Source organism: Streptomyces hypolithicus (assembly GCF_052934925.1).
In genome coordinates, this window is the sequence record NZ_CM128811.1 from 4,045,892 (window position 1) to 4,071,212 (window position 25,321).

General features: G+C 69.8%; 24 protein-coding genes and 1 pseudogene. 14 read left to right on the forward strand and 11 right to left on the reverse strand.

Annotated elements, in window-relative coordinates; genetic code table 11:
* Positions 1-179: 179 nt before the first annotated feature.
* Both ACU6WZ_RS19185 and ACU6WZ_RS19190 read left to right on the forward strand, forming a co-directional pair.
* A complete protein-coding gene (locus ACU6WZ_RS19185; RefSeq protein WP_447029282.1) occupies positions 180-1,388 on the forward strand; it encodes an AAA family ATPase in 1,209 nt (402 codons plus the stop codon).
* Positions 1,385-2,131, forward strand: coding sequence for an HNH endonuclease family protein (locus ACU6WZ_RS19190; RefSeq protein WP_447029284.1), 747 nt, complete (start codon positions 1,385-1,387; stop codon positions 2,129-2,131). Before ACU6WZ_RS19185 ends, ACU6WZ_RS19190 begins: the two co-directional genes overlap by 4 nt.
* Before the next feature lie 55 nt (positions 2,132-2,186).
* Here the strand turns inward: ACU6WZ_RS19190 and ACU6WZ_RS19195 are convergent, their stop codons facing one another.
* Together ACU6WZ_RS19195 and ACU6WZ_RS19200 are read right to left on the reverse strand one after the other, a co-directional pair.
* Positions 2,187-2,411: a DUF397 domain-containing protein gene (locus tag ACU6WZ_RS19195; RefSeq protein WP_447029286.1), complete on the reverse strand. Its 225-nt coding sequence runs from the start codon at positions 2,409-2,411 to the stop codon at positions 2,187-2,189.
* On the reverse strand, positions 2,404-3,222 hold the full coding sequence (locus ACU6WZ_RS19200) for a helix-turn-helix domain-containing protein (protein WP_447029287.1): 819 nt from the start codon (positions 3,220-3,222) through the stop codon (positions 2,404-2,406). Before ACU6WZ_RS19200 ends, ACU6WZ_RS19195 begins: the two co-directional genes overlap by 8 nt.
* 190 nt (positions 3,223-3,412) lie before the next feature.
* Here ACU6WZ_RS19200 and ACU6WZ_RS19205 point away from each other — a divergent pair, with 190 nt between their 5' ends.
* The 6 genes from ACU6WZ_RS19205 to ACU6WZ_RS19230 all read left to right on the forward strand — a co-directional run bounded on the left by ACU6WZ_RS19205 (position 3,413) and on the right by ACU6WZ_RS19230 (position 9,077).
* Complete coding sequence (locus ACU6WZ_RS19205) at positions 3,413-3,727, forward strand: hypothetical protein (protein ID WP_447029289.1); 315 nt, start codon at positions 3,413-3,415, stop codon at positions 3,725-3,727.
* Complete coding sequence (locus tag ACU6WZ_RS19210) at positions 3,724-4,047, forward strand: hypothetical protein (RefSeq protein ID WP_447029290.1); 324 nt, start codon at positions 3,724-3,726, stop codon at positions 4,045-4,047. The genes ACU6WZ_RS19205 and ACU6WZ_RS19210 overlap by 4 nt, the downstream gene beginning before the upstream one ends.
* Positions 4,048-4,240: 193 nt before the next feature.
* Positions 4,241-4,837 carry a Uma2 family endonuclease gene (locus ACU6WZ_RS19215; RefSeq protein WP_447029292.1) on the forward strand — a complete coding sequence of 199 codons (597 nt, stop codon included), beginning with the start codon at positions 4,241-4,243 and terminating at the stop codon, positions 4,835-4,837.
* Entirely contained in the window at positions 4,830-4,985 is a 156-nt protein-coding gene (locus ACU6WZ_RS19220) for a hypothetical protein (protein ID WP_447029294.1), read from the forward strand. Before ACU6WZ_RS19215 ends, ACU6WZ_RS19220 begins: the two co-directional genes overlap by 8 nt.
* Positions 4,986-5,236: 251 nt before the next feature.
* A complete protein-coding gene (gene recD2 / locus ACU6WZ_RS19225; RefSeq protein WP_447029296.1) occupies positions 5,237-7,582 on the forward strand; it encodes an SF1B family DNA helicase RecD2 in 2,346 nt (781 codons plus the stop codon).
* 196 nt (positions 7,583-7,778) lie between these two features.
* Positions 7,779-9,077, forward strand: a complete 1,299-nt coding sequence (locus ACU6WZ_RS19230) for a citrate synthase (RefSeq protein ID WP_447029297.1) — start codon at positions 7,779-7,781, stop codon at positions 9,075-9,077.
* Positions 9,078-9,422: 345 nt separating this feature from the next.
* On the opposite strand, the gene ACU6WZ_RS19235 is transcribed toward ACU6WZ_RS19230, so the two are convergent.
* From ACU6WZ_RS19235 to ACU6WZ_RS19260, 6 genes are all read right to left on the reverse strand, one after another.
* Complete coding sequence (locus tag ACU6WZ_RS19235; protein ID WP_447029298.1) at positions 9,423-11,792, reverse strand: heavy metal translocating P-type ATPase; 2,370 nt, start codon at positions 11,790-11,792, stop codon at positions 9,423-9,425.
* Positions 11,793-11,888: 96 nt separating this feature from the next.
* On the reverse strand, positions 11,889-12,137 hold the full coding sequence (locus ACU6WZ_RS19240; RefSeq protein ID WP_447029299.1) for a heavy-metal-associated domain-containing protein: 249 nt from the start codon (positions 12,135-12,137) through the stop codon (positions 11,889-11,891).
* Between the two features lie 91 nt (positions 12,138-12,228).
* Entirely contained in the window at positions 12,229-12,843 is a 615-nt protein-coding gene (locus ACU6WZ_RS19245) for a GNAT family N-acetyltransferase (protein WP_447029300.1), read from the reverse strand.
* Positions 12,844-13,042: 199 nt separating this feature from the next.
* Positions 13,043-14,206 (reverse strand): IS701 family transposase, encoded by a 1,164-nt coding sequence (locus tag ACU6WZ_RS19250; protein WP_185302568.1) that lies wholly within the window; start codon positions 14,204-14,206, stop codon positions 13,043-13,045.
* A 179-nt stretch (positions 14,207-14,385) separates the two neighbouring features.
* Complete coding sequence (locus tag ACU6WZ_RS19255; protein WP_447029301.1) at positions 14,386-14,583, reverse strand: helix-turn-helix transcriptional regulator; 198 nt, start codon at positions 14,581-14,583, stop codon at positions 14,386-14,388.
* Between the two features lie 251 nt (positions 14,584-14,834).
* Positions 14,835-15,746: a sugar phosphate isomerase/epimerase family protein gene (locus tag ACU6WZ_RS19260; protein ID WP_447029303.1), complete on the reverse strand. Its 912-nt coding sequence runs from the start codon at positions 15,744-15,746 to the stop codon at positions 14,835-14,837.
* A gap of 185 nt (positions 15,747-15,931) precedes the next feature.
* On the opposite strand from ACU6WZ_RS19260, the gene iolC reads away from it, so the two are divergent.
* From iolC to ACU6WZ_RS19285, 5 genes are read left to right on the forward strand one after another with little or no spacing between them, the layout of a single operon-like run.
* A complete protein-coding gene (gene iolC, locus ACU6WZ_RS19265) occupies positions 15,932-16,939 on the forward strand; it encodes a 5-dehydro-2-deoxygluconokinase (RefSeq protein WP_447029304.1) in 1,008 nt (335 codons plus the stop codon).
* Positions 16,936-17,820, forward strand: coding sequence for a Cgl0159 family (beta/alpha)8-fold protein (locus ACU6WZ_RS19270; protein ID WP_447029305.1), 885 nt, complete (start codon positions 16,936-16,938; stop codon positions 17,818-17,820). Before iolC ends, ACU6WZ_RS19270 begins: the two co-directional genes overlap by 4 nt.
* A gap of 28 nt (positions 17,821-17,848) precedes the next feature.
* Positions 17,849-18,733 (forward strand): 5-deoxy-glucuronate isomerase, encoded by an 885-nt coding sequence (gene iolB, locus ACU6WZ_RS19275; RefSeq protein ID WP_447029306.1) that lies wholly within the window; start codon positions 17,849-17,851, stop codon positions 18,731-18,733.
* Positions 18,730-20,610: a 3D-(3,5/4)-trihydroxycyclohexane-1,2-dione acylhydrolase (decyclizing) gene (iolD, locus tag ACU6WZ_RS19280; protein ID WP_447029307.1), complete on the forward strand. Its 1,881-nt coding sequence runs from the start codon at positions 18,730-18,732 to the stop codon at positions 20,608-20,610. The genes iolB and iolD overlap by 4 nt, the downstream gene beginning before the upstream one ends.
* A gap of 30 nt (positions 20,611-20,640) precedes the next feature.
* On the forward strand, positions 20,641-22,140 hold the full coding sequence (locus ACU6WZ_RS19285; RefSeq protein WP_447029309.1) for a CoA-acylating methylmalonate-semialdehyde dehydrogenase: 1,500 nt from the start codon (positions 20,641-20,643) through the stop codon (positions 22,138-22,140).
* Positions 22,141-22,167: 27 nt separating this feature from the next.
* On the opposite strand, the pseudogene ACU6WZ_RS19290 reads toward ACU6WZ_RS19285, so the two are convergent.
* A pseudogene (locus ACU6WZ_RS19290) lies at positions 22,168-23,443 on the reverse strand (SidA/IucD/PvdA family monooxygenase).
* Between ACU6WZ_RS19290 and ACU6WZ_RS19295 the strand changes: the two are divergent.
* Positions 23,352-23,771 (forward strand): GNAT family N-acetyltransferase, encoded by a 420-nt coding sequence (locus ACU6WZ_RS19295; protein WP_447029310.1) that lies wholly within the window; start codon positions 23,352-23,354, stop codon positions 23,769-23,771. The pseudogene ACU6WZ_RS19290 and the gene ACU6WZ_RS19295 overlap by 92 nt on opposite strands.
* On the opposite strand, the gene arsB is transcribed toward ACU6WZ_RS19295, so the two are convergent.
* The gene (gene arsB, locus ACU6WZ_RS19300) at positions 23,764-24,873 is read right to left on the reverse strand and encodes an ACR3 family arsenite efflux transporter (protein WP_447029312.1); all 1,110 of its coding nucleotides are present in this window, start codon (positions 24,871-24,873) and stop codon (positions 23,764-23,766) included. The genes ACU6WZ_RS19295 and arsB overlap by 8 nt on opposite strands.
* Positions 24,870-25,178 carry an ArsR/SmtB family transcription factor gene (locus tag ACU6WZ_RS19305; protein ID WP_447029313.1) on the reverse strand — a complete coding sequence of 103 codons (309 nt, stop codon included), beginning with the start codon at positions 25,176-25,178 and terminating at the stop codon, positions 24,870-24,872. The genes arsB and ACU6WZ_RS19305 overlap by 4 nt, the downstream gene beginning before the upstream one ends.
* Between the last annotated feature and the right edge of the window lie 143 nt (positions 25,179-25,321).

Genomic DNA, 25,321 nt, shown 5'->3' on the forward strand with positions numbered 1-25,321 from the left:
ATGTACGTCAGCCGGGTCTCCGTACAGGACATCAAGTCGTTCCACGGCCCCCGTCGGGTTGACCTGACCCTGACCGACCGGACGGCACCCACGCAGGCTGGACGGTCCTTGCGGGCCGGAACGGCGCGGGCAAAACGACGCTGCTCCGGGCAATCGCGTTCGCACTCAGCGGGCCGGTGGTGGCGCGCAGCCTGGTGCCGGGGTTCGACAACTGGGTGGCGCAGGGGGCAGCTGCGGGACGTATCGAGGTGGAGATCACCAGGGACTTGGTGCATGACCGATTCACCCAAGGACGGTCACCTTCCGCCCCGTTCAAAGCTGGACTCAGGTGGACAGCTCCCCATGAAAGCCTGGTAGACAGCAGGGCGGCCGGCCGCCGGGGCGCCCAGCCTTCACTGGAGGAGATCCGGTACACCAAGGCACAGAACAGCATCGCGCGACGAGGTCCCTGGGCGGATAACCCTGCTGGCTGGTTCTGCGCCGCCTACGGGCCGTTTCGGCGGATGGCGGGCGGTTCCGGTGAAGTGCAACGGCTGATGCTGGCGTCCGGCCCGGTGGCCCGGCAGGCGAGCCTCTTCCATGAGGACGCATCACTTGCCGAGGGTGTCGCCTGGCTGATCGAGCAGCACCTGCGCGCACTGGAAGCACGCCCGGGAGCAGCCTTGCTCAAGGACACCGCACTTGCCATTCTTCGGGACGGCCTCTTGCCGGACGGCTATCGGAACGTCGACGTGGACTCCGAGGGCCTTTGGGTGGAGCGCGGCGGTCACCGCTTCCCCCTGCGGGAGATGAGCGATGGATTCCGCACCGTGGCTGCCCTGGTCGTCGACATCCTCAAGCAGATTCACGACACCTTTGGTGACCTCGCTGTCTGGGAATTCGAGGACCAGCCGCTGTTCAACCGAGTGCCGGGCATCGTCATCATTGATGAGATCGACGCCCACCTCCACGTTTCGTGGCAGCGCCGCATCGGTTCCTGGCTGACCTCCCACTTTCCCAACATCCAATTCATCGTCACCACTCACAGCCCCTACATCTGCCAGTCCGCCGCTCCTGGTGGGCTGATTCGTCTGCCTGGCGTCGACGAACAGAGGCCGCCCGAGGTCATTGAGGAGGACCTCTACGAGCGCGTTGTCTACGGCAGCGGCGACGACGCGGTGCTCTCCGACCTCTTCGGCTTGGACACCCCGTACTCGGAGCAGGCCGAGCGTAAGCGCAGCGAACTGGTTGCCTTGGAGATGGACATCCTGCACGGGCGCGCGGACGCGGAGGCGGTTGCCCGGCACCGGGAACTCAAGCGTCTGCTCACCAGCTCTCCGACGGCCCGGCTGGACGAGATGTCCGCCCGCCTCAAGGAGCTCGCCGAGGGCGAGGGGGACGGGGAGTGATCCGTCTTCGGCGGGTTGAGCTGCCTCCGGACACGATGTCGCACCTGGGCACGCACACCGAGAGCATCAGGCAGGCCGACGAGCCGTCGGACAAAGCCCGCGCGTTATGGAAGCACACCACCGTGCGCCGTCACGTCCACCCGGCCCTCAAGTCCGCACTGGAGGAGATGGCCCCCGGCCACGAGCGCTGCATGTACTGCGGCGACAACCAGGGCACCGACATCGACCACTTCGAGCCGCTGATTCCGGCCCCGTTACGGACCTTCGAGTGGCCTAACCACCTGCTCGCCTGCTCACTCTGCAACAGCCATCGCAAGCGGGATCTCTTTCCGCGCGACGGGGACGGCCGCCCGCTCCTGGTCGACCCGACGATTCAGGAGCCGCTCGAACACCTTCACCTGGTCCTCGGAACGGGTCAGTACAGTGCCCTCAGCCCTCAAGGACAGGCCAGCATCGAGGTGTTCGGGCTCAATCGGGGTTCGCTGGTCAAGGGCCGTCTCGATGCGTACTGGACAGCTGCTCTCTTCCTTGCGAAGTGGCGCAGCGCCACGCACAAGCAGCAGAACGGCAAGGCGCGGGACACGGTCCGCATCGCCTGGGACCGCCCCTTGGCGGACGTACTCGCCTCAATGTTCCACCAATCGACGCACCCTGCTGCCGAGATCCTGTTCAGCGGCGAGGACGACGTACTCGGCCTTCTGCGTGATCCGGAGCTGCGCAGTGGGTTCCTCGGGCGGACGTGACCCACACCCCCTGTCCCGGCCCTGGGCGCAGACCGGGGCCGGGACGAGGGTCCCGTCAGGCGCCGATGGCGCCGCCCTTGACGGCGGCGACGAACGACGACCAGCCGTCTGACGGGAAGACCAGAGCCGGGCCATGCGGAGCCTTGCTGTCCCTTACCGGGACGGTGTCGTAACCATGAGCCACTTCAAGGCACTCGCCGTTGCTGCCGCCGCTGTAACTGGACTTGCACCACCCGCTGAGGGTGGAGGCGTCGGAGACGGTGTGCTCAGTGCTAACCATTTTCGTGTTCCTCCGCGATGGCCCTCACGAGGGCCAGAGACTCCTGATGCGACGCCGCATCGCTCAGTGCAAGAGCGTATGCCGTCTGACAGGCTCCTACCAGCGCCGGATCGTCGAGCAAGTGTCCTGTGTGCAGCCCTTCGACGTAGGCCACCGGTGCGGCATCTACGAAGCTCAGGAGGTAGAGCATGCTCTCAATGAGGGCGTGTGCCCCCACAGCGAACGGAATTACATGCAGGCGCAGTCGACCGGATTCGGCCATAGCTGCGATCTTGTGGAGCTGTTCGGCCATGACCTGCGGCCCACCGATCTCGCGTCTGAGCGCCGCTTCATCGAGCAAGGTCCAAGCCGTGGGCTTCAACGAGTCCGCCAGGAGTCGGGCACGCTCCATTCGGTTGACGACCAGCCTGTCAAGTTCTTCCGGACGGTGGTTCGGGCTGTGCGCACGAAACACCGCACGGGCGTAGGCATCCGTTTGGAGGAGCCCGGGGACGAGTGAAGCTCCGTACTGTCGGATCTCCGTCGCCTGCTGCTCCAGCTCGGCCACGGCCGCGAAGTGATCGGCGTACTTCGTGTCCAGATCTTCCAGCCACCGGGCGAAGAACCCGTCCGTCTCCAGCGCCCGGTCGATCCGCCGTGCGTCATCAGGACTGGGAAGCCGCCGCCCGGCCTCGTAATGGCTGATCAGTGTCGGCGAGCAGACAACCTGCTCACCCAGTGTTTCCTGGGTCAACCCCGCCGCCAACCGGCGGAGTTTCAGCTCCTCGCCGTACTTCTCCCGTGGGGTACGCGGCCTGTGGTGCTTCTCCATGCGATCAACTCCCCGGCTTGACCGGCGCGCTGTCAAGGCCCGGCTACTGGCAGCGTAGCCAGGAACGACCCCATTCTGTGAGCAGTTCGCCACAGAACGCGATGGTGCAAGCAGGCGCAGACGAAGCCCCCCGCGACCGCTGTGGACGGTCCGGGGGCAGGCCAACTGAAATCCGAGAAAGCAGGTCGACGTGAAGGACTGCATCGCCCGATTCTTCGAGCCGCTGTTGCGGCTCCTGCTCCCCGGCGGGGGCCTGAGGCGCCGGCCTCCGGTCCCGAGTGCGTGCCCGTACACGTACCCGTACTCGTGCGACTACGTCGGAGGGCCGGCTGTCCGGCGGACGGGCGAACACCCGCTGCGCGGGGAGGACAGCCCCCTGGTCCGTCCCTATCTCGAAGCTTTCGAGCGGGAGTTGGCCGCGGTGGAAGTCGCCGAGAGGGTCACCGAGGCGCGGCGGGGGCGGGCGCTGTGGCTCGCGGTGCACGGAGTGGAGGTCACCGCGTGAGGCGCGAGCACCGGGCGACGGTGGCGCGGCTGCTGCCATGGACCGGGCCGGAGGGCAAGCCGTGCTACGTCCTCGGGGACGGCAACGGATACGTGTCCCGCGTCGCGGACAACATCGAGAGTGTCCAGCTCGGCATGGCGGGCGACCTGCTCGGCCACGCGTCCGCGCTGCTCGCGGACCGCCGGGTGACCGGCGTCGAGCTGCACTTCCTCGCCAGCCGGCTGACCGAGTCGCTGCACGACGTCAAACGTGTCGCGGAGAGCCGGGGAGGGCGGCTGAACGAGGCGGCGGCCGACCTGGGTGAGGGCCCCGATGGGTAGTCACCATCTGCCGACGCGATCGACTGGACGGACCGCGTGGCCCGGGCCATCGCCCACGTCCTTGACACAGCGTGCGGGTGTGGCGTGATGGCCCGCTAAATTGGGGGCGTGGGCCGCAGCGGCGACGCCGATGACGCCGATGACGCAGGCGAGCGGATCACCCGGCACCGCACGCTTGAAAGGACGCGCCGACATGACTCAGAACGTGATCTACAGGCACCTGCGTGAGCTCCGCGAGCACTTCACCCCGCCGGCCGGTTTCACCCACCCCGAGATCAGCGAAGGCCAGTTCGTCATGATGATGAGTCCGCGGCCCCGGCATCAGGTCACCGCGAAGGACATCACCGAGCAGCTTGATCCGCAGCTGCCCGACGGCATCAGGGCGTACGAGGCGACCGACACCGACGACGACACCCTCGGCAAACTGCGTATCCCTGACATCGTCGTCACCTCGCGCGAGGCCATGTTGGCCGACGACACCCTCGACCCGCGTGAGATCGTCCTCGCGATCGAGATCGTCTCGCCGTCGAACCCGGACAACGATTACGTCACCAAGGCGTCCGACTACCCGGCGATGGGTATCGAGCACTACTTGATCGTCGATCCGCGCAACGGCACCTGGACGTACCAGTGGGGCATCGACTCCAGCGGCGGCCGCCCGGTCTACGCCAACCGGCTCGCCAAGCATCCCTACGCCACCGCTCCGACCTTGGTCACCGACCTGGGCCCGCTGAAGCTGGACACCAGCGTCCTGCCGCTCTACACGGCCAAGGACATGCTCCATGGCTGAGGCCGAGCTGCCCCGGCATTTCCACAGTCCTCTACCGGGGAAGGAGACCGACTGCGGGAGTCGCGGTCAGGACGAGGGCGGCCTGGTCGTCGTCTATGTCGTTGCCGCCGGTGAAGGCGCGTACCCGTTGGTTGCGCGGCAGGCCTGACATCTACCGAGAACACCCTCAGCTGCCTCCGCCTCTCGTCCTGGTGAGTACGACCTCGATGAGAGAGACGGCATCCGGGAAGGCGGTGATGGCGTCCGCCAGGTAGCACCGGATGCAGATGTCCGGCTGTCCACCAGGGGCGCGCGCCTGGATCGGCGTAGTGAGAGTCAGGCCACCTTGCTGAAAGTTGCATGCAATGCAATTCATCCCGTTCGGCGGGGCTGTCAGCGCCGCGCGCTACCGTCGGGGTCATGTCTGACGGAAGCGACGGAACCAGGGCGAGCGCCGGGAACGCCCGGAGCGGGGGCGCCGGGGGCGGTCCGGCGGTGCTCGAAGGTGTGCTGGAGCGCGTCACGTACGCCAACGAGGAAACCGGCTACACCGTGGGCCGCGTCGACACCGGCCGAGGCGGGGGTGACCTGCTCACCGTGGTCGGGTCGCTGCTCGGCGCCCAGCCGGGGGAGTCGCTGCGCATGGAGGGCCGCTGGGGCTCGCATCCCCAGTACGGCAAGCAGTTCACCGTCGAGAACTACACGACCGTCCTCCCCGCCACCATCCAGGGCATCCGCCGCTACCTCGGCTCCGGGCTGATCAAGGGCATCGGCCCGGTCATGGCGGACCGGATCACCACGCACTTCGGTGTCGACACCCTCGACGTCATCGAGGCGGCGCCGAAGCGGCTGATCGAAGTGCCGGGGCTCGGCCCGAAGCGGACGAAGATGATCGCGGCGGCCTGGGAGGAGCAGAAGGCCATCAAGGAGGTCATGATCTTCCTCCAGGGAGTCGGCGTCTCCACCTCCATCGCGGTGCGCATCTACAAGAAGTACGCGGACGCCTCGATCTCGGTGGTCAAGAACCAGCCCTACCGGCTGGCGTCCGACGTGTGGGGCATCGGCTTCCTCACCGCCGACAAGATCGCCCAGGCCGTCGGCATCCCGCACGACAGCCCGGAGCGGGTGAAGGCCGGCCTGCAGTACGCGCTGTCGCAGTCCACCGACCAGGGCCACTGCTTCCTGCCCGAGGAGCAGCTGATCAGCGACGGCGTGAAGCTGCTCCAGGTCGACACGGGCCTGGTCATCGACTGCCTCGCCGAGCTCGCCGGCGAGGACGAGGGCGTCGTACGAGAAAGAGTGCCGGGCCCGGACGGCGGGGAGCCCGTCACCGCCGTCTACCTGGTGCCCTTTCATCGCGCCGAACTGTCCCTCGCCGCCCAGCTCCAGCGTCTCCTGCGCACCCCCGAGGACCGGATGCCCGCGTTCCGGGACGCGGCCTGGGACAAGGCGCTGGCCTGGCTCGCGGACCGTACGGGCGCCGAGCTGGCCCCGGAGCAGCAGGCGGCGGTCAGACTGGCGCTGACCGAGAAGGTCGCCGTGCTCACCGGCGGCCCCGGCTGCGGCAAGTCCTTCACCGTGCGCTCCATCGTCGAGCTGGCCCGCGCCAAGAAGGCCAAGGTGGTCCTGGCGGCGCCCACCGGCCGGGCCGCCAAACGCCTCGCGGAGCTCACCGGCGCCGAGGCGTCCACCGTGCACCGGCTCCTGGAACTCAAACCGGGCGGGGACGCGGCGTACGACAAGGACCGGCCGCTGGACGCCGACCTGGTGGTCGTCGACGAGGCGTCGATGCTCGATCTGCTGCTGGCCAACAAGCTGGTCAAGGCGGTGGCGCCGGGCGCGCACCTGCTCCTGGTCGGCGACGTGGACCAACTCCCTTCCGTGGGAGCGGGGGAGGTGCTGCGCGACCTGCTGGCCGATGGCGGCCCGGTCCCCTCCGTGCGGCTGACCCGGATCTTCCGCCAGGCGCAGCGCTCGGGGGTCGTGACGAACGCGCACCGCATCAACTCCGGTGTGCCGCCGATCACTCAGGGCCTGCCGGACTTCTTCCTCTTCGTCGAGGACGAGACGGAGGACGCGGGGCGGGTCACCGTGGACGTGGCGGCCCACCGCATCCCGGCCAAGTTCGGCCTCGACCCGCGGCGCGACATCCAGGTGCTCGCCCCCATGCACCGGGGCCCGGCCGGCGCGGGAGCACTCAACGGCCTTCTCCAGCAAGCGATTACGCCTGCCAGGCCGGACCTGCCGGAGAAGCGGTTCGGCGGCCGGGTGTTCCGCGTCGGGGACAAGGTAACCCAGATCCGTAACAACTACGACAAGGGGCAGAACGGCGTCTTCAACGGCACCGTCGGTGTCGTCACCTCCCTCGACGCGGACGAGCAGCGCCTGATGGTTCTTACGGACGAGGACGAGGAGGTTCCGTACGACTTCGACGAGCTGGACGAGCTGGCACACGCGTACGCCGTGACCATCCACCGCTCCCAGGGCAGCGAGTACCCGGCGGTGGTGATCCCGGTGACCACCGGCGCCTGGATGATGCTGCAGCGGAATCTGCTTTATACGGCCGTCACCCGGGCCAAGAAACTCGTCGTGCTGGTCGGCTCACGCAAGGCGATCGGCCAGGCGGTACGCACGGTCTCTGCCGGCAGGCGCTGCACTGCGCTCGACCACCGGCTGGCGGGGCGGATCGCGGCCCGGAACCCGGGCGGCGCGCGCGAGGACGCCGGGCGGGTCCCGAACCAACGCTCGGCGCAAAACCCCTCATAGGGGGACGATAAGCGGCAAACGTCCGGCAGGACTTCCGGAACCGGGGCGAAGGGGGCAGGATGAGCAGGTTGGCGGCACTGAGTGCCGCGAATGGGCCTAATGGCCGACCCCGAGTGCACTCTGCTGAGCCAAATGGGGGATGGTAGAGACAGTCAGGGCACCTCGAAGAAGAGGCACTACGTCGGTGAGGGATGACGTGAGCGACAACGCGAACAACGCTGTAGTACTGCGGTACGGCGATGGCGAGTACACCTACCCGGTGATCGACAGCACCGTCGGCGACACAGGCTTCGACATCGGGAAGCTGCGGGCCCAGACGGGCCTGGTCACTCTCGACAGCGGATACGGCAACACGGCCGCGTACAAATCCGCGGTCACCTATCTCGACGGTGAGCAGGGCATTCTGCGCTACCGCGGGTACCCCATCGAGCAGCTGGCGGAAAACTCCACCTTCACCGAGGTGGCCTACCTGCTGATCAACGGTGAGCTCCCCAAGGTCGACGAGCTCTCGACCTTCAAGAACGAGATCACCCAGCACACGCTGCTGCACGAGGACGTGAAGCGCTTCTTCGACGGCTTCCCGCGCGACGCGCACCCGATGGCGATGCTGTCGTCGGTGGTCAGCGCGCTGTCCACGTTCTACCAGGACAGCCACAACCCGTTCGACGAGCAGCAGCGTCACCTGTCGACGATCCGCCTGCTCGCCAAGCTGCCGACGATCGCGGCGTACGCGTACAAGAAGTCGATCGGCCACCCCTTCGTCTACCCGCGCAACGACCTCGGGTACGTCGAGAACTTCCTGCGCATGACCTTCTCGGTCCCCGCGCAGGAGTACGACCTGGACCCGGTCGTCGTCGCCGCGCTCGACAAGCTGCTGATCCTGCACGCGGACCACGAGCAGAACTGCTCGACGTCCACCGTGCGTCTGGTCGGCTCCTCGCAGGCGAACATGTTCGCCTCGATCTCCGCCGGCATCAGCGCCCTGTGGGGCCCCCTGCACGGCGGCGCCAACCAGTCCGTGCTGGAGATGCTGGAAGGCATCCAGGCCGACGGCGGCGATGTCGACACCTTCATCCGCAAGGTGAAGAACAAGGAAGACGGCGTGAAGCTCATGGGCTTCGGGCACCGCGTCTACAAGAACTTCGACCCCCGGGCGAAGATCATCAAGGCTGCGGCGCACGACGTCCTCTCCGCCCTGGGCAAGGACGACCAGCTGCTCGACATCGCGCTCAAGCTCGAAGAGCACGCGCTGGCCGACGACTACTTCGTGGAGCGCAAGCTCTACCCGAACGTCGACTTCTACACCGGCCTGATCTACCGGGCCATGGGCTTCCCGACCGAGATGTTCACCGTGCTCTTCGCGCTGGGCCGTCTCCCGGGCTGGATCGCCCAGTGGCACGAGATGATCAAGGAGCCGGGTTCGCGCATTGGCCGCCCGCGCCAGATCTACACCGGCGAGGTCCTGCGCGACTTCGTCCCGGTCGAGGGCCGCTAGTCAGTCGCGCCCCCGTCGCGTCACCCGCTGAGAAGCGGAAAAGCGCCCCGGCTTGTCGATCCCCCCACGGGTCGACAAGCCGGGGCGCTTTCCTTTTCCCGGAGCGGATTCCCCCCACGGGATCCGGCCGGGCGTCTGCGGGCCGTGCGATGCGCAGCGATTTCACTCCGCGCGGCCTGCCGGGACGCGTACGCACGGGAGGGCCGCTCAAAGCTCCCCAGGTGCACGTGCCCCGGCCAACGCTTGCCCGGAATGTCCCCCAAGACACTCCGCGGACGTCCCCCAAGACATCCTTGGCATCGCTTACTTAGACACGCGAGCCGGCCGAATGGTTACCCTCGGATCTCAGTGAGCTGCGTCACTTTGTGTGCTTCCTGTGAAGGTACGCAGCCGAAGGCTGTTTGTCACTACGAACACCGAGGAAAAGGCCATCGCCAACCCGGCGATCATGGGGTTGAGCAGCCCCGCGGCCGCCAGCGGCAGGGCCGCCACGTTGTAGCCGAAGGCCCAGAACAAGTTGCCCTTGATGGTGGCCAGGGTCCTCCTGGACAGCCGGATCGCATCCGCCGCCGCCCGCAGATCTCCGCGTACCAGCGTCAGGTCGCCCGCCTCGATCGCGGCGTCGGTCCCCGTGCCCATCGCGAGCCCCAGGTCGGCCGTCGCCAGCGCCGCCGCGTCGTTCACGCCGTCGCCGACCATGGCCACCGTGCGGCCCTCCGCCTGGAGCCGGCGGACCACGTCCACCTTGTCCTCGGGCAGCACCTCGGCGTACACCGAGTCCGCCCCGATCCCCACCGCGCGCGCCACCGACTCCGCGACGGCCCGGTTGTCGCCGGTCAGCAGCACCGGGGTCAGGCCGAGAGCGCGCAGCTGCGCCACCGCCTGCGCGCTGGTCTCCTTCACCGCGTCCGCCACCGTCAGCACGCCGCGCGCCGCGCCGTCCCAGGCCACGGCCACCGCCGTACGCCCCTGGGCCTCCGCGGACGCCTTGGCATCGACCAGTGGCTGCGGCAGCTCCACGTTGGCGGCGGCGAGCAGCGCCGCGCGCCCGACCAGCACCTGGTGCCCGTCGACGAAGCCCCGGACGCCGAGCCCCGCGACGTTCTCGAACTTCTCCGCCTCCGGCAGCGTCCCGGTCCGCTCGGCCGCGCCCGCCGCGACCGCTTGGGCGATCGGGTGCTCGGAGGCGTGCTCCAGCGCACCGGCCAGGCGCAGCAGCTCGGTCTCATCGGTGCCGGGCGCCGCGAAGACGTCCTGCAGCTCCATCCGGCCTGTCGTCACTGTGCCCGTCTTGTCGAGCACGACGGTGTCCACGCGCCGGGTCGACTCAAGCACCTCGGGGCCCTTGATCAGGATGCCGAGCTGGGCGCCGCGCCCGGTGCCGACCATCAGCGCGGTCGGCGTGGCGAGCCCGAGCGCGCACGGGCACGCGATGATCAGGACCGCCACCGCAGCCGTGAACGAGGCCGTCGGGTCGTCCGTAGCCAGCAGCCAGCCGACGAGCGTGCCCAGTGCGATGACCAGCACCACCGGCACGAAGACCGCCGAAATACGGTCGGCGAGGCGCTGCACCTGCGCCTTGCCGTTCTGCGCGTCCTCGACGAGCCGCGCCATCCGGGAGAGCTGGGTGTCGGAGCCGACGCGGGTCGCCTCGACGACGATGCGCCCCGAGACGTTCACGGTGGCGCCCGTGACGCCGTCCCCGGTGCCCACGTCCACCGGCACCGACTCCCCGGTCAGCATGGACGCGTCCACGGCGGACACGCCCTCAATGACCGTGCCGTCGGTGGCGATCTTCTCGCCCGGCCGTACCACGAACCGGTCCCCGACGGCGAGTGCGCCGACCGGGACACGTACCTCCGCACCGTCCCTGAGCACCGTCACGTCTTTCGAGCCCAACTCCAGCATCGCGCGCAGCGCCGAGCCCGCCTTCCGCTTGGCCTTCGCCTCCAGGAAACGGCCCAGCAGGATGAACGTGACGACGCCGGCCGCGACTTCGAGGTAGACCGCCGAGGCCCCGTCGCCGCGCGAAGCGGTCAGATCGAAGCCGTGGCGCATGCCCGGCATGCCCGCGTGCCCGAAGAACAGGGCCCACAGGGACCAGCCGAACGCGGCGAGAGTGCCGACCGAGACGAGGGTGTCCATGGTGGCGGCGCCGTGCCGGAGATTGGTCCAGGCGGCCCGGTGGAACGGCAGCCCGCCCCAGACGACGACGGGGGCGGCCAGGGTGAGCGAGAGCCACTGCCAGTTGTCGAACTGGAGGGAGGGGATCATCGCGAGCGCGACCACGGGTAGCGCGAGCGTCAGCGAGACGACGAAGCGCTGGCGCAGTGGGGCGAGCTCGTCGTCCTGCTCGGGGCGCCGGCCGGACTCCTGCGCCGAGTTCTCTTCCCGTGTGTCGTACGCCGGGTCGTGCGCCGTGCGCGGGGCGGGCGGCGGCGGGGGTTGCTCGGCGGTGTAGCCGGTCTTCTCGACGGTGGCGATGAGGTCGGCGATGCTCACTCCGCCCGTCCCACCCGTCCCACCCGTCCCGCTGTCGTAACTGACCCTCGCCTTCGCGGTCGCGTAGTTGACCGTGGCGAGGACGCCGTCCATCCGGTTCAGCTTCTTCTCGATGCGGGCCGCGCAGGAGGCGCAGGTCATCCCGCCGATGGTGAGTTCGACCCGGGAGGTGTCCACGGCCGGCTTCGGTGCCTCGTGCGCTGTACTGCTCATCGCCCTGCTCCAGAAAGACGGGGGGCCGGGCCGTACGCGGGCCGGTGCGACCGGTCCGGTACGGCCAGGCGCGGATGGGGTGGCCGTACCCGTGCCTCAGGCCTGGCCGGCCAGCTCGTACCCGGCCTCGTCGACAGCGGCGCGTACGGCCGCCACGTCGAGCGGGGCGTCGGAGACGACCGTCACCCGGCCGGTGGCGGCGGTGGCCGTCACCGCGCTCACGCCACTGATTTCCGAGACCTCGGCGGCGACAGCGCCCTCGCAGTGACCGCAGGTCATCCCGGTCACCTGGTAGACGGTGGTGACGTCGGTCGCGGTGGCTTCGGACTTCGTCTCGGCGGTCATGACGTTCTCCTTCTCGAATGACGTGTGCGTGGTGGTGCCCCAGAAAGCCGCGGGGATGCCGTGACGTCCTGATGCTGACCACTCTATACCCCTAGGGGGTATGAATGCGAGCATCGGCCGCCCGCTGAGGGCGGCCCCGATGCACGGCCCACTCCTGGGCCAGGATCGACATCGTCGTCGCGTCGACCCACTCGCCCTCGTGCAGCAGCACCTCACGCTCGGTGCCCTCGGCGACGAAGCCGGCCTTCTCGTACGCACGGCGGGCGCGCGGATTGAAGGCGTACACGCCGAGCGAGACGCGGTGCAGGCCGAGGCGCTCGAAGCCGTGGCCCACCATCAGGCGGCACGCCTCCGTACCGAGCCCGCGGTCACGGCCGCCGGGGCCGATGAGCGTGCGGAAGGAGCAGCTGCGGTTGGGCTCGTCCCATTCGTTGAGCACCACCTCGCCGACACACGCGCCGGTGGCGCGGTCCACGACGGCCAGGTCCAGCCGGCGGGTCTGCTGATCGCGGGTCGTGTACCAGGCGTGCAGCCGCTCCAGGGGCATCGCTTCGGCCGGTGAGCCGGCGAGTCGGGTCACCTCGGGGTCCGCCAGGACGCCGGCCATCACCGGTACGTCGTCCGCCGTGAACGGGCGCAGCAGAACCCGTTCGCCGGTGAGCGTGGGCTTGAGGGAGAAGTCGGCGGGTGCGTCGTGTTCGGGCATTGGCCGATTCTCGAAGGTCGCGCCGCCCACCCCAAAGCCGCTGATGTCCCCTCTTAGTACTGCAACCGCATGTGTGGGTTTTGGCCTCGGCGTTGGTAGTGACAGCGGCGGGCTCGGGCCTGGCTGCGGCGTCGGAAGTGTGACCAGCGGAGACGGTGCTCGTTGTCGTGGCAGCGGGGCGTGATGACGACGTGCCCGATCATCCGGCGGATCTCCGGGACGCTGAGGGGTATGAGGTCTTGCTCGTCGTCTCGGCTGCCCCTTTTGTGGCTTCTGCGGCACGGGTGGCGGTCAGGTAGGCGAGGGCGGCCATCGCGAGGGTGATGTGCCGGTACCAGGCCCGGTAGAGACGAACTTGGTAGTGGTCCAGGCCGCATTCGCCCTTGGCGATCTGGAAGCATTCCTCCACCTGCCACCGTGCGCCAGCGGTTCTGACCAGGTCTTTCAGCCGGGAGGTGGCGGGGCCGTAGCAGACGTAGTAGGCGATCTCGGCGGGGTCGCTGATGCTGCGGCGGGCCAGGACCCAGTGCCCGAAGCCGTCCTGCCACTGCGGGCGGACAGCGATCCGGGCCCAGTCGTAGAACCGCTGACCGTGCGCGCCCGCTCCGGCGGAGATCCGCTTCCATCTCTGCCGGGGCACTGCGGTGATCAGGTCGCGCACCTCGGCGACCGCACCATCGGTGGTGGTCACGATGTCGTTGACCTTGGTGGCCAGTACATAGGCGACGTGCCGTTCCTCCAGCCAGGCCCGCATGTGTTTGACCTGGCCGTATGCCTCATCCGCAGTGACCCAGGCGAAGGGGACACGGGCGTCGATCACGCGTTGCAGCATCCACTTGAAATGCTCGATCTTCGTGGCGAAGGGCACCTCGTCACCGATCCCGGCCTGCCTGCACCGCTCGCGGTCATCGGTCCAGGAGGCGGGGACATACAGTTCCCGGTCGATCAGCGCCCGGCCTTTCACGGAGGCGTAGGCCAGGAACGTGCCGATCTGACAATTTTCCGTGCGGCCGGCCGTTCCGGAGTACTGCCGCTGGACACCGGCCGACTTGACGCCCTTCTTCAGGAAGCCGGTGTCGTCCCCGATCAGCACCGCGTCCTTGGCGCCGATCGTCTCGACGACGAAGTCACGCACGTCGTCACGGACGGCATTCTCGTCCCAGTCGGCGAAGTTCAGCAGCCGCTGGAAACCGTCGGGGCGACGCTGGCCAGCCTGCTCGGCCAGCGTCCACCCGTTTTTCTTCTCCAGCGGTGCGAGCAACGTACTCAGGTAGTCCAGCGCCCGCTCACGCGGCTCCGACCTGCCGAAACGGCCCGCAAAGCGAGCATGAAGATCGGCTATCCCCTCGGACCAGTTCTCGATCTGCGCGACCGTCAGCGATTCATCACACAGTCAGTCCAACGACCAAGACGGCGCCCTGTCACGCCACATGCGGTTGCAGTATTAGGCCCTTCGGCTTGGAGCCGAGCGGGGAGTGCCGCGACTTCGCCGACGAGCGGGACCCTCGCAGGCCCGCCGCCGGCGAACACCACAACGGCTTCTCAGTCTCTGCGGCCTCTGTTGCCGGGACGGCGCGACACCCAGGTGCGGATGGTGTCCGCGTACCAGTACGGCCTGCCGCCCTCCACGTGGTCCGGCGGGGGCAGCAGCCCGTGCTTGCGGTAGGAGCGCACGGTGTCGGGCTGGACCCTGATGTGTGCGGCGATCTCCTTGTACGACCAGAGCTTGCGGTCAGTCATCGGTGGCACCTCCCTGCGTGCGCCCAGCGGCGGCCGGGGGGCCGCCCGGGGGGTCTGGGGCGCGAACGCTGGCGATCACTCAGCCTGTGCCCGTTGAACGACGCAGAGTGACGGTGGGAGAGGGGCTGTCGATGGCCTGTGACGTAAGCCCCGCGCAACCGGGACATGTGTGACAGGAGTTCAACGGATGTGACGCGCCCGACACCCGGGCGGGCTGCTCGAGCGCCGTGCCCGGCACCCGGATCGGCTGCTCAAGCGCCGCATGAACGCAGGAAGTTGCGGGTACGGCGCGCGATCGGCAGCGGTTGGTCCGGTGGGCACGGATACATGTCCTGCTCGACGATCGCGAACAGCTCTACGCCCAGCCGCCCTGCCGCCGCGAGTACGGGCTCCAGCGCCGGCACCCCGCCCGGCGGCTCGCACATCACGCCCCGTCCGACCGCGGGCCCGAACGGCACTTCCTCCGCGACGACTTCGGCGAGGATGCGTGGGTCGACCTGCTTGAGGTGGAGGTAGCCGATCCGTTCGCCGTACGTCTCGATGAGCTTGACGCTGTCCCCGCCGCAGTACGCGTAGTGGCCGGTGTCCAGGCACAGCGACACCAGCGACGGGTCGGTCGCGTCCAGGAGGCGGGTGACGTTCTCCTCGGTGTCGATGTGGGTGTCCGCGTGCGGGTGGACGACGATCTTCAACCCGTACCGCTCGCGCACCTCGCGTCCCAGCCGCTCGGTCTGGCGGGCGAGGGTCCGCCACTGGGCGGACGTGAGGACGCGGTCCTCCAGTACGGCGCCGGTCTTGTCGTCGCGCCAGAACGACGGGATGACGACCAGGTGCTCGGCGCCCATGGCGCGGGTGAGTTCCGCGACGTCCGCCACGTGCTTCCAGGTGGCGTCCCAGACGTCGGGGCCCCGGTGCAGGCCGGTGAAGACCGTGCCCGCCGAGACCGACAGGCCGCGGCGGCGCGTCTCGTCGGTGAGCCGCGCGGCATCGGTCGGGAGGTAGCCGTACGGGCCGAGCTCGATCCAGGGGTAACCGGCCTGCGCCACCTCGTCGAGGAAGCGTTCCCAGGGCACCTGTTCGGGATCTTCGGGGAACCACACTCCCCAGGAGTCGGGGGCGGAACCGACCCGGATTCGGTTCGGTGCGGGCGCGGAAGACGTCATGAGCGCCACCTTTCCGGCCGCCGGAGAACGGTGTCAAGAGAATGGTGTCAAGCGTTCGTCCGAATGTCCGGACAAAATGTTGACAGCGCTCGGAGGCGCCGACTAGACCTGGGTGCAGCCGCCCGGATCTGGGTGCAGCCACCAGACCTGGACCTGGGTGCAGCCGCCGAATCGGAGGGACGCGTATGGCGTACGACCTGATCGCGATGGGCCGGATCGGTGTGGACCTCTATCCGCTGCAAGCGGGGGTTCCGCTGGCGCAGGTCGACACGTTCGGCAAGTTCCTCGGCGGCTCGGCCGCGAACGTGGCGGTCGCCGCGGCCAGACTGGGCCGCCGCACGGCCGTGATCACCCGCACGGGCAAGGACCCCTTCGGCGACTATCTCCACCAGGAACTGCGGCAGTTCGGGGTCGACGACCGGTGGGTGACGGGCGTCGAGGGCCTGGCGACCCCGGTGACGTTCTGCGAGATCTTCCCGCCGGACGACTTCCCGCTCTACTTCTACCGGCAGCCGAAGGCGCCGGACCTGGAGCTGGCGGCCGGCGACCTCGACCTGGACGCGATCCGGTCGGCGCGGATCTTCTGGATGACGGGAACTGGCCTGTGCGAGCAACCGAGCCGTACGGCGACATTCACCGCCCTGGAAGCGCGGAGCGCGGCAGCGGCGGCCGGCGACGGGCGCCGCACCGTGTTCGACCTGGACTGGCGGCCCATGTTCTGGCAGGCCGGCCGTGACGCCGCCCGCGCGTACTACGCGGACGCCCTGCGCCACGCCACCGTCGCCGTCGGCAACCTCGACGAGTGCGAAGTGGCCACCGGTGAGCGCGAACCGCACGCCGCCGCCCGCGCCCTGCTCGACGCGGGCGTCGAACTCGCCGTGGTCAAGCAGGGACCCAAGGGCGTGCTCGCCGTGCACCGCGACGGCGCCACCGCGCAGGTGCCGCCCGTGCCCGTCGACGTACTCAACGGGCTCGGCGCGGGCGACGCGTTCGGCGGGGCGCTGTGCCACGGGCTGCTGTCCGGCTGGGACCTGGAGCGCACCATGCGGTACGCCAACGCCGCCGGCGCCATCGTCGCAGCCCGCCTCGCCTGCTCCTCCGCGATGCCCCGGCCGGCGGAGGTCGAGCACATCCTCGCGTGCGGCGGGGTCCCCGCCGTAGGCCCGCAGGCGCCGTTGGAGCCCCCGTCGTGACCACCGCCGTGCGCATCGCCGACCTCACCCGGGTTCGGACCCGCCACCCCGAAGCGATCGCGGAAGCAGCCGCCCGCCGCCCCCGCAGGCCGCTGCTCGGCCCGAGCGGACGGCTCATGATCGTCGCAGCCGACCACCCCGCTCGCGGCGCCCTCGGCGTCGGCGACCGCTCATTCGCCATGGCCCGCCGCCCCGAACTGCTGGAACGGCTCTGCCTCGCCCTCTCGCGCCCCGGCGTCGACGGGGTGCTCGCCACCGCCGACATCCTCGACGACCTGCTCCTGCTCGGCGCCCTCGACGGCAAGGTCGTCGTCGGCTCCATGAACCGCGGCGGCCTGGCCGGCGCCGCCTTCGAACTCGACGACCGCTTCACCGGCCCCCGCGCCCACGACCTGGCCCGCCGCGGCTTCGACGCCGGGAAGCTGCTGCTGCGCATCGACTACGACGACCGCGGATCGCTCGACACCCTGCACGCTGCCGCCCGCACCGTCGACGCCATGGCCGCACACCGGCTGCCGGTCTTCGTCGAGCCGTTCGTCTGCCGCCGCGTCGGCGGTGAGCTGCGCAACGACCTGGGCGCCGACGCCGTGACCCGTTCCATAGCGATCGCCTCCGGCCTCGCGGGCACCTCCGCGTACACCTGGCTGAAAGTCCCCGTCACCGAGAATCCCGACGACATGGCGCGGGTCCTGGACACCTCGACGCTGCCCGCCGTGCTGCTGGGCGGCGAAGTCGGCGCCGACCAGGAAGCGGGGTACGAGAAGTGGCGCGAGGCGCTGCGCCTGCCGACCGTACAGGGACTGGTCGTGGGCCGGTCGCTGCTCTATCCGGCCGACGGGGACGTGGCGGCGGCGGTCGACACGGCCGTGGGGCTGCTGTAGCGCGAGCACGACGGGTAGGGAGTAAGGCATGACGGACAACGACGACTGGCATGTACGGGCGGGCGCCGCCGCCGAGGGCCCGTACGCCCTGACCATCGACCCGACCAAGGCCCGCTGGGACTACGCCGCGCTGCGCGTCCTGGAGCTGCCGCCTGGCGGCGCGCACGCGTTCGCGGCGGGGGAGAGCGAGTGGATCGTGCTGCCGCTCAGCGGTGGTTGTACGGTGCGGGTGGCGGACCAGACCTTCGAACTGCTGGGCAGGGCAAGCGTGTTCGGCTCGGTCACCGACTTCGCGTACGTGCCCCGCGACACGCACGCACAGATCTCCTCCGGCGCGGGAGGCCGCTTCGCCCTGGCAGGAGCGAAGTGCGAGCGACGACTCCCCGCCCGCTACGGCCCCGCGCCGGAGGTTCCCGTCGAACTGCGCGGCGCCGGCCCCTGCTCCCGCCAGGTCAACAACTTCGCCGCGGCGGGCGCCTTCGACTGCGACCGGCTCATCGCCGTCGAAGTCCTCACCCCCGGCGGCAATTGGTCGTCGTACCCGCCCCACAAACACGACGAGCACCAACCGGGCGTCGAGTGCGAGCTGGAGGAGATCTACTACTTCGAATCCGAGGGTCCTGGCGGTCTCGGCTACCACCGCGTCTCACCGTCCCGCCCCGGCGGCACCGACGTCCTCGCCGAAGTCCGCACGGGTGACGCGGTCCTGATCCCCGACGGCTGGCACGGACCCTCCGTCGCCGCGCCCGGCCACACCCTCTACTACCTCAACGTGATGGCAGGACCGGGCTCGGGCGACGACCGGCAGTGGCTGATCAGCGACCATCCCGACCACGGCTGGATCCGGGACACCTGGCCCGCGCAACCCGTCGATCCCCGGCTGCCGTTGTACGGGGCGGGGGCGCCGCGATGAGCACGCGTCGTCTCACCACCGCCCAGGCCCTTCTCGCCTTTCTCGCCCGCCAGTACACCGAGCGCGGCGACGGCCCCCGCCGACGCCTGATCAACGGCGTATGGGGCATTTTCGGCCACGGCAACGTCGCCGGGCTCGGCCAGGCACTCCTCGAACCGGGCTCCGCCGACATGCCCTACTACCAGGGCCGCAACGAGCAGGCCATGGTGCACGCCGCCGTCGGGTACGCCCGCCAGAGCAACCGCCTCTCCGCGCACGCCGTCACCACCTCCATCGGCCCCGGCGCCACCAACCTCGTCACCGGCGCCGCCCTCGCGACCGTCAACCACCTCCCGGTGCTGCTGCTGCCCGGGGACACCTTCGCGACCCGGCCCGCCGACCCCGTACTCCAGCAGCTGGAGGTCCCGTCCGCCGGTGATGTGTCCGTCAACGACTGCCTGCGCCCGGTGTCCCGGTACTTCGACCGGATCACCCGCCCCGAGGCCCTGATCCCGGCCGCGCTCGCAGCGATGCGGGTACTCGCCGACCCGGCGGCGACCGGCGCCGTGACCCTCGCGCTGCCGCAGGACGTGCAGGCGCAGGCCTGGGACTGGCCGGATGACTTCTTCGCCGCACGCGTTTGGCGGGTACGCGCCCAGGAGCCGGACCCGGCCGAACTCGCCGCCGCGATGGCCGCCATCCGCACCGCCCGCCGCCCCCTGCTGATCGTGGGCGGCGGCGTGCGTCACAGCGGCGCCGAAGGTGCCCTGGAAGCCTTCGCCGATGCGACCGGCACGCCCGTCGCCTCCACCCAGGCGGGCAAGGGCTCGTTGCCGTGGGACCACCCCGCCGACGTCGGCGCCGTCGGCCACACCGGCACCGCCACGGCGGTCGAACTCGCCCGCCGCGCCGACCTGGTGATCGGCGTCGGCACCCGCTACACCGACTTCACCACCGCCTCGTCGACCCTCTTTCAGCACCCCGACGTGCGCTTCGTCAACGTCAACATCACCGGCTTCGACGCCCACAAGATGGGCGCCCTGTCAGTGGTCGGGGACGCCCGCGTCACCCTCCAGGCCCTCACCCACGCCCTTGGGGCCCACCGCGTCCCCGACGCCTACGCCGCCGAGTACCGCGCGGCGAAGGCGGCCTGGGAGGACCGGGTCACCGCCGCGTACGCCGCCCCGGACGAGGGCGCCCGGCCGACCCAGGCGCAGGTGCTCGGCGTACTCGACAGCCTCGTCACCGGCGAGGACATCCTCATCAACGCGGCGGGTTCGCTCCCCGGTGACCTGCACAAACTCTGGCGGACCCGCTCCCGCGACCAGTACCACGTCGAGTACGGCTACTCCTGCATGGGCTACGAGATCCCCGCCGCAGTCGGCGTCCAGCTCGCCGCCCCCGGCCGTCCGGTGTGGGCCCTGGTCGGCGACGGGACGTACCTCATGAATCCCACCGAGATCGTCACCGCCGTGCAGGAGCGGCTGCCCCTGAAGCTCGTCATCCTCCAGAACCACGGGTACGCCTCCATCGGCGGCCTCTCCGAGTCCGTCGGCGCCGAGCGGTTCGGTACGGCGTACCGCTTCCGGGAGCCCGACGGCTCGTACACCGGCGCCCCGCTGCCGGTGGACCTCGCCGCCAACGCCGCCTCCCTCGGGATGCGGGTCATCCGCGCCGAAAGCGTCCGTGACCTGCGAGAAGCCCTCACCGACGCGCGCGCGTCGACGGCCCCCACATGTGTCTACGTCGAGACACGAACGCCCGACACAGTGTCGGGCCCGCCCGCCGCCCAGGCGTGGTGGGATGTACCTGTGGCCGAGACCGCGACCCGCTCGTCGACGGTCAAGGCCCGGGAGGAGTACGACCGTCAAGCCGCTCGGCGACGCCGCCATCTCTGACCGACCCCGCAGCGACAAAGGAGATCTGGGATGAAGACCGTCAACCACTTCATCGGCGGCAAGGCCGTCGAGGGTGCGTCGGGCAACTGGGGCCCGGTCACCGACCCGGCGACCGGCGCCGTGACCACGCAGGTCGCGCTCGCCTCGGTCGAGGACGTGGACGCCGCGGTCTCGGCGGCGAAGGACGCGTACGCGACCTGGGGCACCTCGTCCCTCGCGGCGCGCACCACCGTCCTCTTCCGCTACCGCGCGCTGCTGGACGCCCACCGCGACGAGATCGCCGCGCTGATCACCGCCGAACACGGCAAGGTCCACTCCGACGCGCTCGGTGAGGTGGCCCGCGGCCTGGAGATCGTCGAGCTGGCGTGCGGGATCACGACGCAGCTCAAGGGCGAGCTGTCCACGCAGGTCTCCAACCGGGTCGATGTCTCCTCGATCCGCCAGTCGCTGGGTGTCGTCGCCGGCATCACGCCGTTCAACTTCCCGGCCATGGTGCCGATGTGGATGTTCCCGCTGGCCATCGCGTGCGGCAACACGTTTGTGCTCAAGCCGAGCGAGAAGGACCCGTCGGCGTCGGTGCGGCTCGCGGAGCTGGCGTCCGAGGCGGGCCTGCCGGACGGCGTACTGAACGTCCTGCACGGCGACAAGGTCGCGGTCGACGGGCTGCTCAACCACCCGGACGTGGCGGCGGTCTCCTTCGTCGGCTCGACCCCCATCGCCCGCTACGTCCACGCCACGGCCTCCGCGAACGGCAAGCGCGTCCAGGCGCTCGGTGGCGCGAAGAACCACATGCTGGTGCTGCCGGACGCCGACCTCGACGCGGCGGCCGACGCGGCGGTCTCGGCGGCGTACGGCTCGGCGGGCGAGCGCTGCATGGCGATCAGCGCGGTGGTCGCGGTGGGCGCGATCGGCGACGAGCTGGTCGACAAGATCCGCTCCCGCGCCGAGAAGATCAAGATCGGCCCCGGCAACGACCCCGCGTCCGAGATGGGCCCCCTGATCACGGCCGCGCACCGCGACAAGGTCGCCTCGTACGTCACGGGCGCGGCCGCGCAGGGCGCGAAGGTCGTCCTCGACGGCACGGGCCACACGGTCGAGGGCTTCGAGGACGGCCACTGGATCGGCCTGTCCCTCCTGGACGAGATCTCCACCGACTCCGACGCCTACCGCGACGAGATCTTCGGCCCGGTCCTGTGCGTGCTGCGGGTCGACACGTACGAGGAGGGTGTCGCCCTCATGAACGCGTCGCCCTTCGGCAACGGCACCGCGATCTTCACCCGGGACGGGGGAGCGGCGCGCCGCTTCCAGCTGGAGATCGAGGCCGGCATGGTCGGCGTCAACGTGCCGATCCCGGTGCCCGTCGGCTACCACTCCTTCGGTGGCTGGAAGGACTCGCTCTTCGGCGACCACCACATCTACGGAACCGACGGCATCCGCTTCTACACCCGCGGCAAGGTCACCACGACCCGCTGGCCCGACCCGGCGGACGCCCCGGCCGGCGTCGACCTGGGCTTCCCGCGCAACCACTGACGCGGGTTCGCGGCGCCGCCGGGCGGGTCACGAGCAGCAGCCGCCTGACGGCTCCTGCCCGGGCGGCCTCTGCTCCGCCACGGCGGCGGCCGCCGCTGTGGCGGGAGCCGCTGTGCCGATCTGTACGAGAGCGGGCGCCGGGGCGCAGCAGCCTCCGCCGTCTGCCTGCTCGGCGGACGGGTCGTCGAACAGGCCGGCTCCGCCGCACACTCCGGTCTCGGGCAGGGTGAGTTCGACGCGGTCGGCGGAGGCGATGTCGCCGGCGACGGAGCGGACCTGCTCGTAGCCGGTCATGGCCAGGAAGGTGGGGGCGCGGCCGTAGGACTTCATGCCGACCAGGTAGACGCCCTGCTCAGGGTGGGACAGTTCGCGGTGGCCGTGCGGGTAGACGCTGCCGCAGGAGTGCTGGTTGGGGTCGATCAGCGGCGCGAGTTCCACCGGCGCCTGGAGGCGTTCGTCGAGATCGAGGCGGAGCTCGGCCAGGAAGGACAGGTCCGGGCGCAGGCCGGTCAAGGCGATGACCTCGTCGACCGGGTCGAGGCGGCGCCCGTCCTCGGACACCAGGACCAGCTGCTCACCGGTGGTCTCGACGCCGTCCGTACGGAAGCCCGTGACGGCGTCGGCGTACCCGTTGTCGACGGCGGCCTTGGCGGCGAGGCCGAGGGCGCCGCGAGCGGGCAGCTGGTCGGCGGTGCCGCCGCCGAAGGTGGAGCCGCTGATGCCGCGCCGCAGGATCCACACGGAGTGGGTGCCCGGAGCCTGCTGGGCGAGGTCGGCCAGAGCGGCCAAGGCGGTGAACGCGGAAGCGCCGGAGCCGATGACGGCGGTGCGCTTGCCGGCGTAACGGGCTCGGGCTTCGGGGTCCTTGAGGTCGGGGATGCGGTAGGAGATCCGGGCCGGCGGCGTGCTCGCCGAGGGCGGGCAGCCCGTCGGCGCCGATGGGACTCGGGGTGGACCAGGTGCCTGAGGCGTCGATCACGGCGCGGGCCAGGATCCGCTCCTCGGTGCCGTCGGCGAGCGTGACGCGGACGGTGAACGGCTGCTGCTCGCGGTCGGCGTCCACGACCCGGTCGCGCCCGAAGCGGGATACGCCGGTGACGGTGGCGCCGTAGCGGACTGTGTCCCCGAGGGCGTCGGCGAGCGGCTGGAGGTACGTCTCGGCCCAGTCGGCGCCGGAAGGGTAGGCGGCGCGGTCGGGCGCGGTCCAGCCGGTGGGGGCCAGGAGCGCGGTGAGATGCGCGGCGGCGGCCAGGCCGGTCGGGCCGGCCCCGCTGCCCGAACACCGCTTCGTCGCCCTCGGCAGGGACGGCGAAGTGCTGGGCTGGGCCGCCGCGAGCGCGGTCTCCGACCGCTGTGCCTATGCCGGAGTTGTCGAGCACTCGGTGTACGTCCATCCGCGCGCCCGGGGCCGCGGGGTTGCCTCATCGCTGCTGTGCGCGCTCATCGAGTCCACGGAAGCGGACGGCATCTGGACAATCCAGGCCGGGATCTTCCCGGAGAACGCCGCCAGCCTCGCTGTGCATCAGCGAGCGGGTTTCCGCGTCATCGGCGTCCGCGAACGCGTCGGCCGTCACCGCGGACAGTGGCGCGACGTGGTTCTGGTGGAGCGCCGCAGCGACGCCATCACCTGACGGCCGATGCTCCGCGCAGGTGGTGGCCGGCGGCGAACTTCTTGCGCCACGCGAGGGAGACGTAGACCAGTGCGATCAGGACCGGCACCTCGATGAGCGGTCCGACGACTCCGGACAGTGCCTGGCCGGAGGTGACGCCGAAGGTGGCGATGGCGACGGCGATGGCGAGCTCGAAGTTGTTGCCCGCCGCGGTGAAGGCCAGCGTCGCGGTGCGCTCGTAGGCCAGACCGATGGCCTTGCCGAGCAGGAAGGTGCCGAAGAACATGATCGCGAAGTACACCAGCAGGGGCAGCGCGATCCGTACGACGTCCAGGGGCTGGGAGGTGATGGTCTTTCCCTGGAGGGCGAAGAGGATGAGGATTGTGAACAGCAGGCCGTAGAGGGCCCAGGGGCCGATCTTCGGCAGGAACCCCGCTTCGTAGGACTCGCGGCCCATCTTCTTCTCGCCGATGCGGCGGGTCAGGAAGCCGGCCAGCAGCGGCACGCCGAGGAAGATGACGACGTTCAGTGCGATCTTCCACATGGAGATGTCGAGTGTCTCGCCGTCGCCGAGGCCCAGCCGGCCGGGCAGCAGATCGAGGTAGAGCCAGCCGAGCAGGCCGAACGCGATGACCTGGAAGACCGAGTTCAGGGCCACCAGGACGGCCGCGGCCTCACGGTCGCCGCAGGCCAGGTCGTTCCAGATGATGACCATGGCGATGCAGCGGGCGAGGCCGACGATGATCAGTCCGGTGCGGTACTCGGGCAGGTCGGGCAGGAAGATCCAGGCCAGCGCGAACATCACGGCCGGCCCGACGATCCAGTTGATGACCAGCGACGACACCATGAGCTTGCGGTCACCGGTGACGGCGTCGAGCTTGTCGTAACGGACCTTGGCCAGCACTGGATACATCATGATCAATAGCCCGACGGCGATGGGTAGCGAGATGCCGCCGATCTCGACCTTGGCCAGGGCGTCGTTCAGCCCGGGAATCAGTCGCCCCAGGCCGAGCCCGAGGGCCATGGCGAGCAGGATCCATACGGCGAGGAAACGGTCGAGCGTCGACAGCTTCGCGACGACCGAGGTGTCCTCGGTCGTCGCGGGCGCTTGGGTGGGGGTCACGGACAGGCCCTCTTGTTCTCGGCAGCGGTACGGGCGGACTCGGCCAGGTCGGCGAACTGACCCGCGAGCTGGGCGATGACATCCGGACGCAGCTTGTAATACGTGAAGCGCCCACACGGTTCGGTCTCCACGACACCGGCCTCGCGCAGCACTCTCAGATGGTTGGAGAGGTTGGTCTGCTTGGCGCCGGTCTCCTCGACCAGGTGCGTGGTGCAGAGCGTCTCGTGGGCGAGCAGGGTCACGATCCGGAGCCTGAGAGGGTCCGCGAGAACCCGAATCAGATCAGTGTCGACTGACGTCATCATGGGCTGATACTGTCACATCATCCGGAGCTGATACCAGTCCGAGGTCGCCGCGCGGCTCGACTCCCTGCCCCACTGACCCGGCCCACGCCCGTCCGAACACCTGCTGAACACACCTGCTGAACCGTTTCGCGAAGGAAGAAATG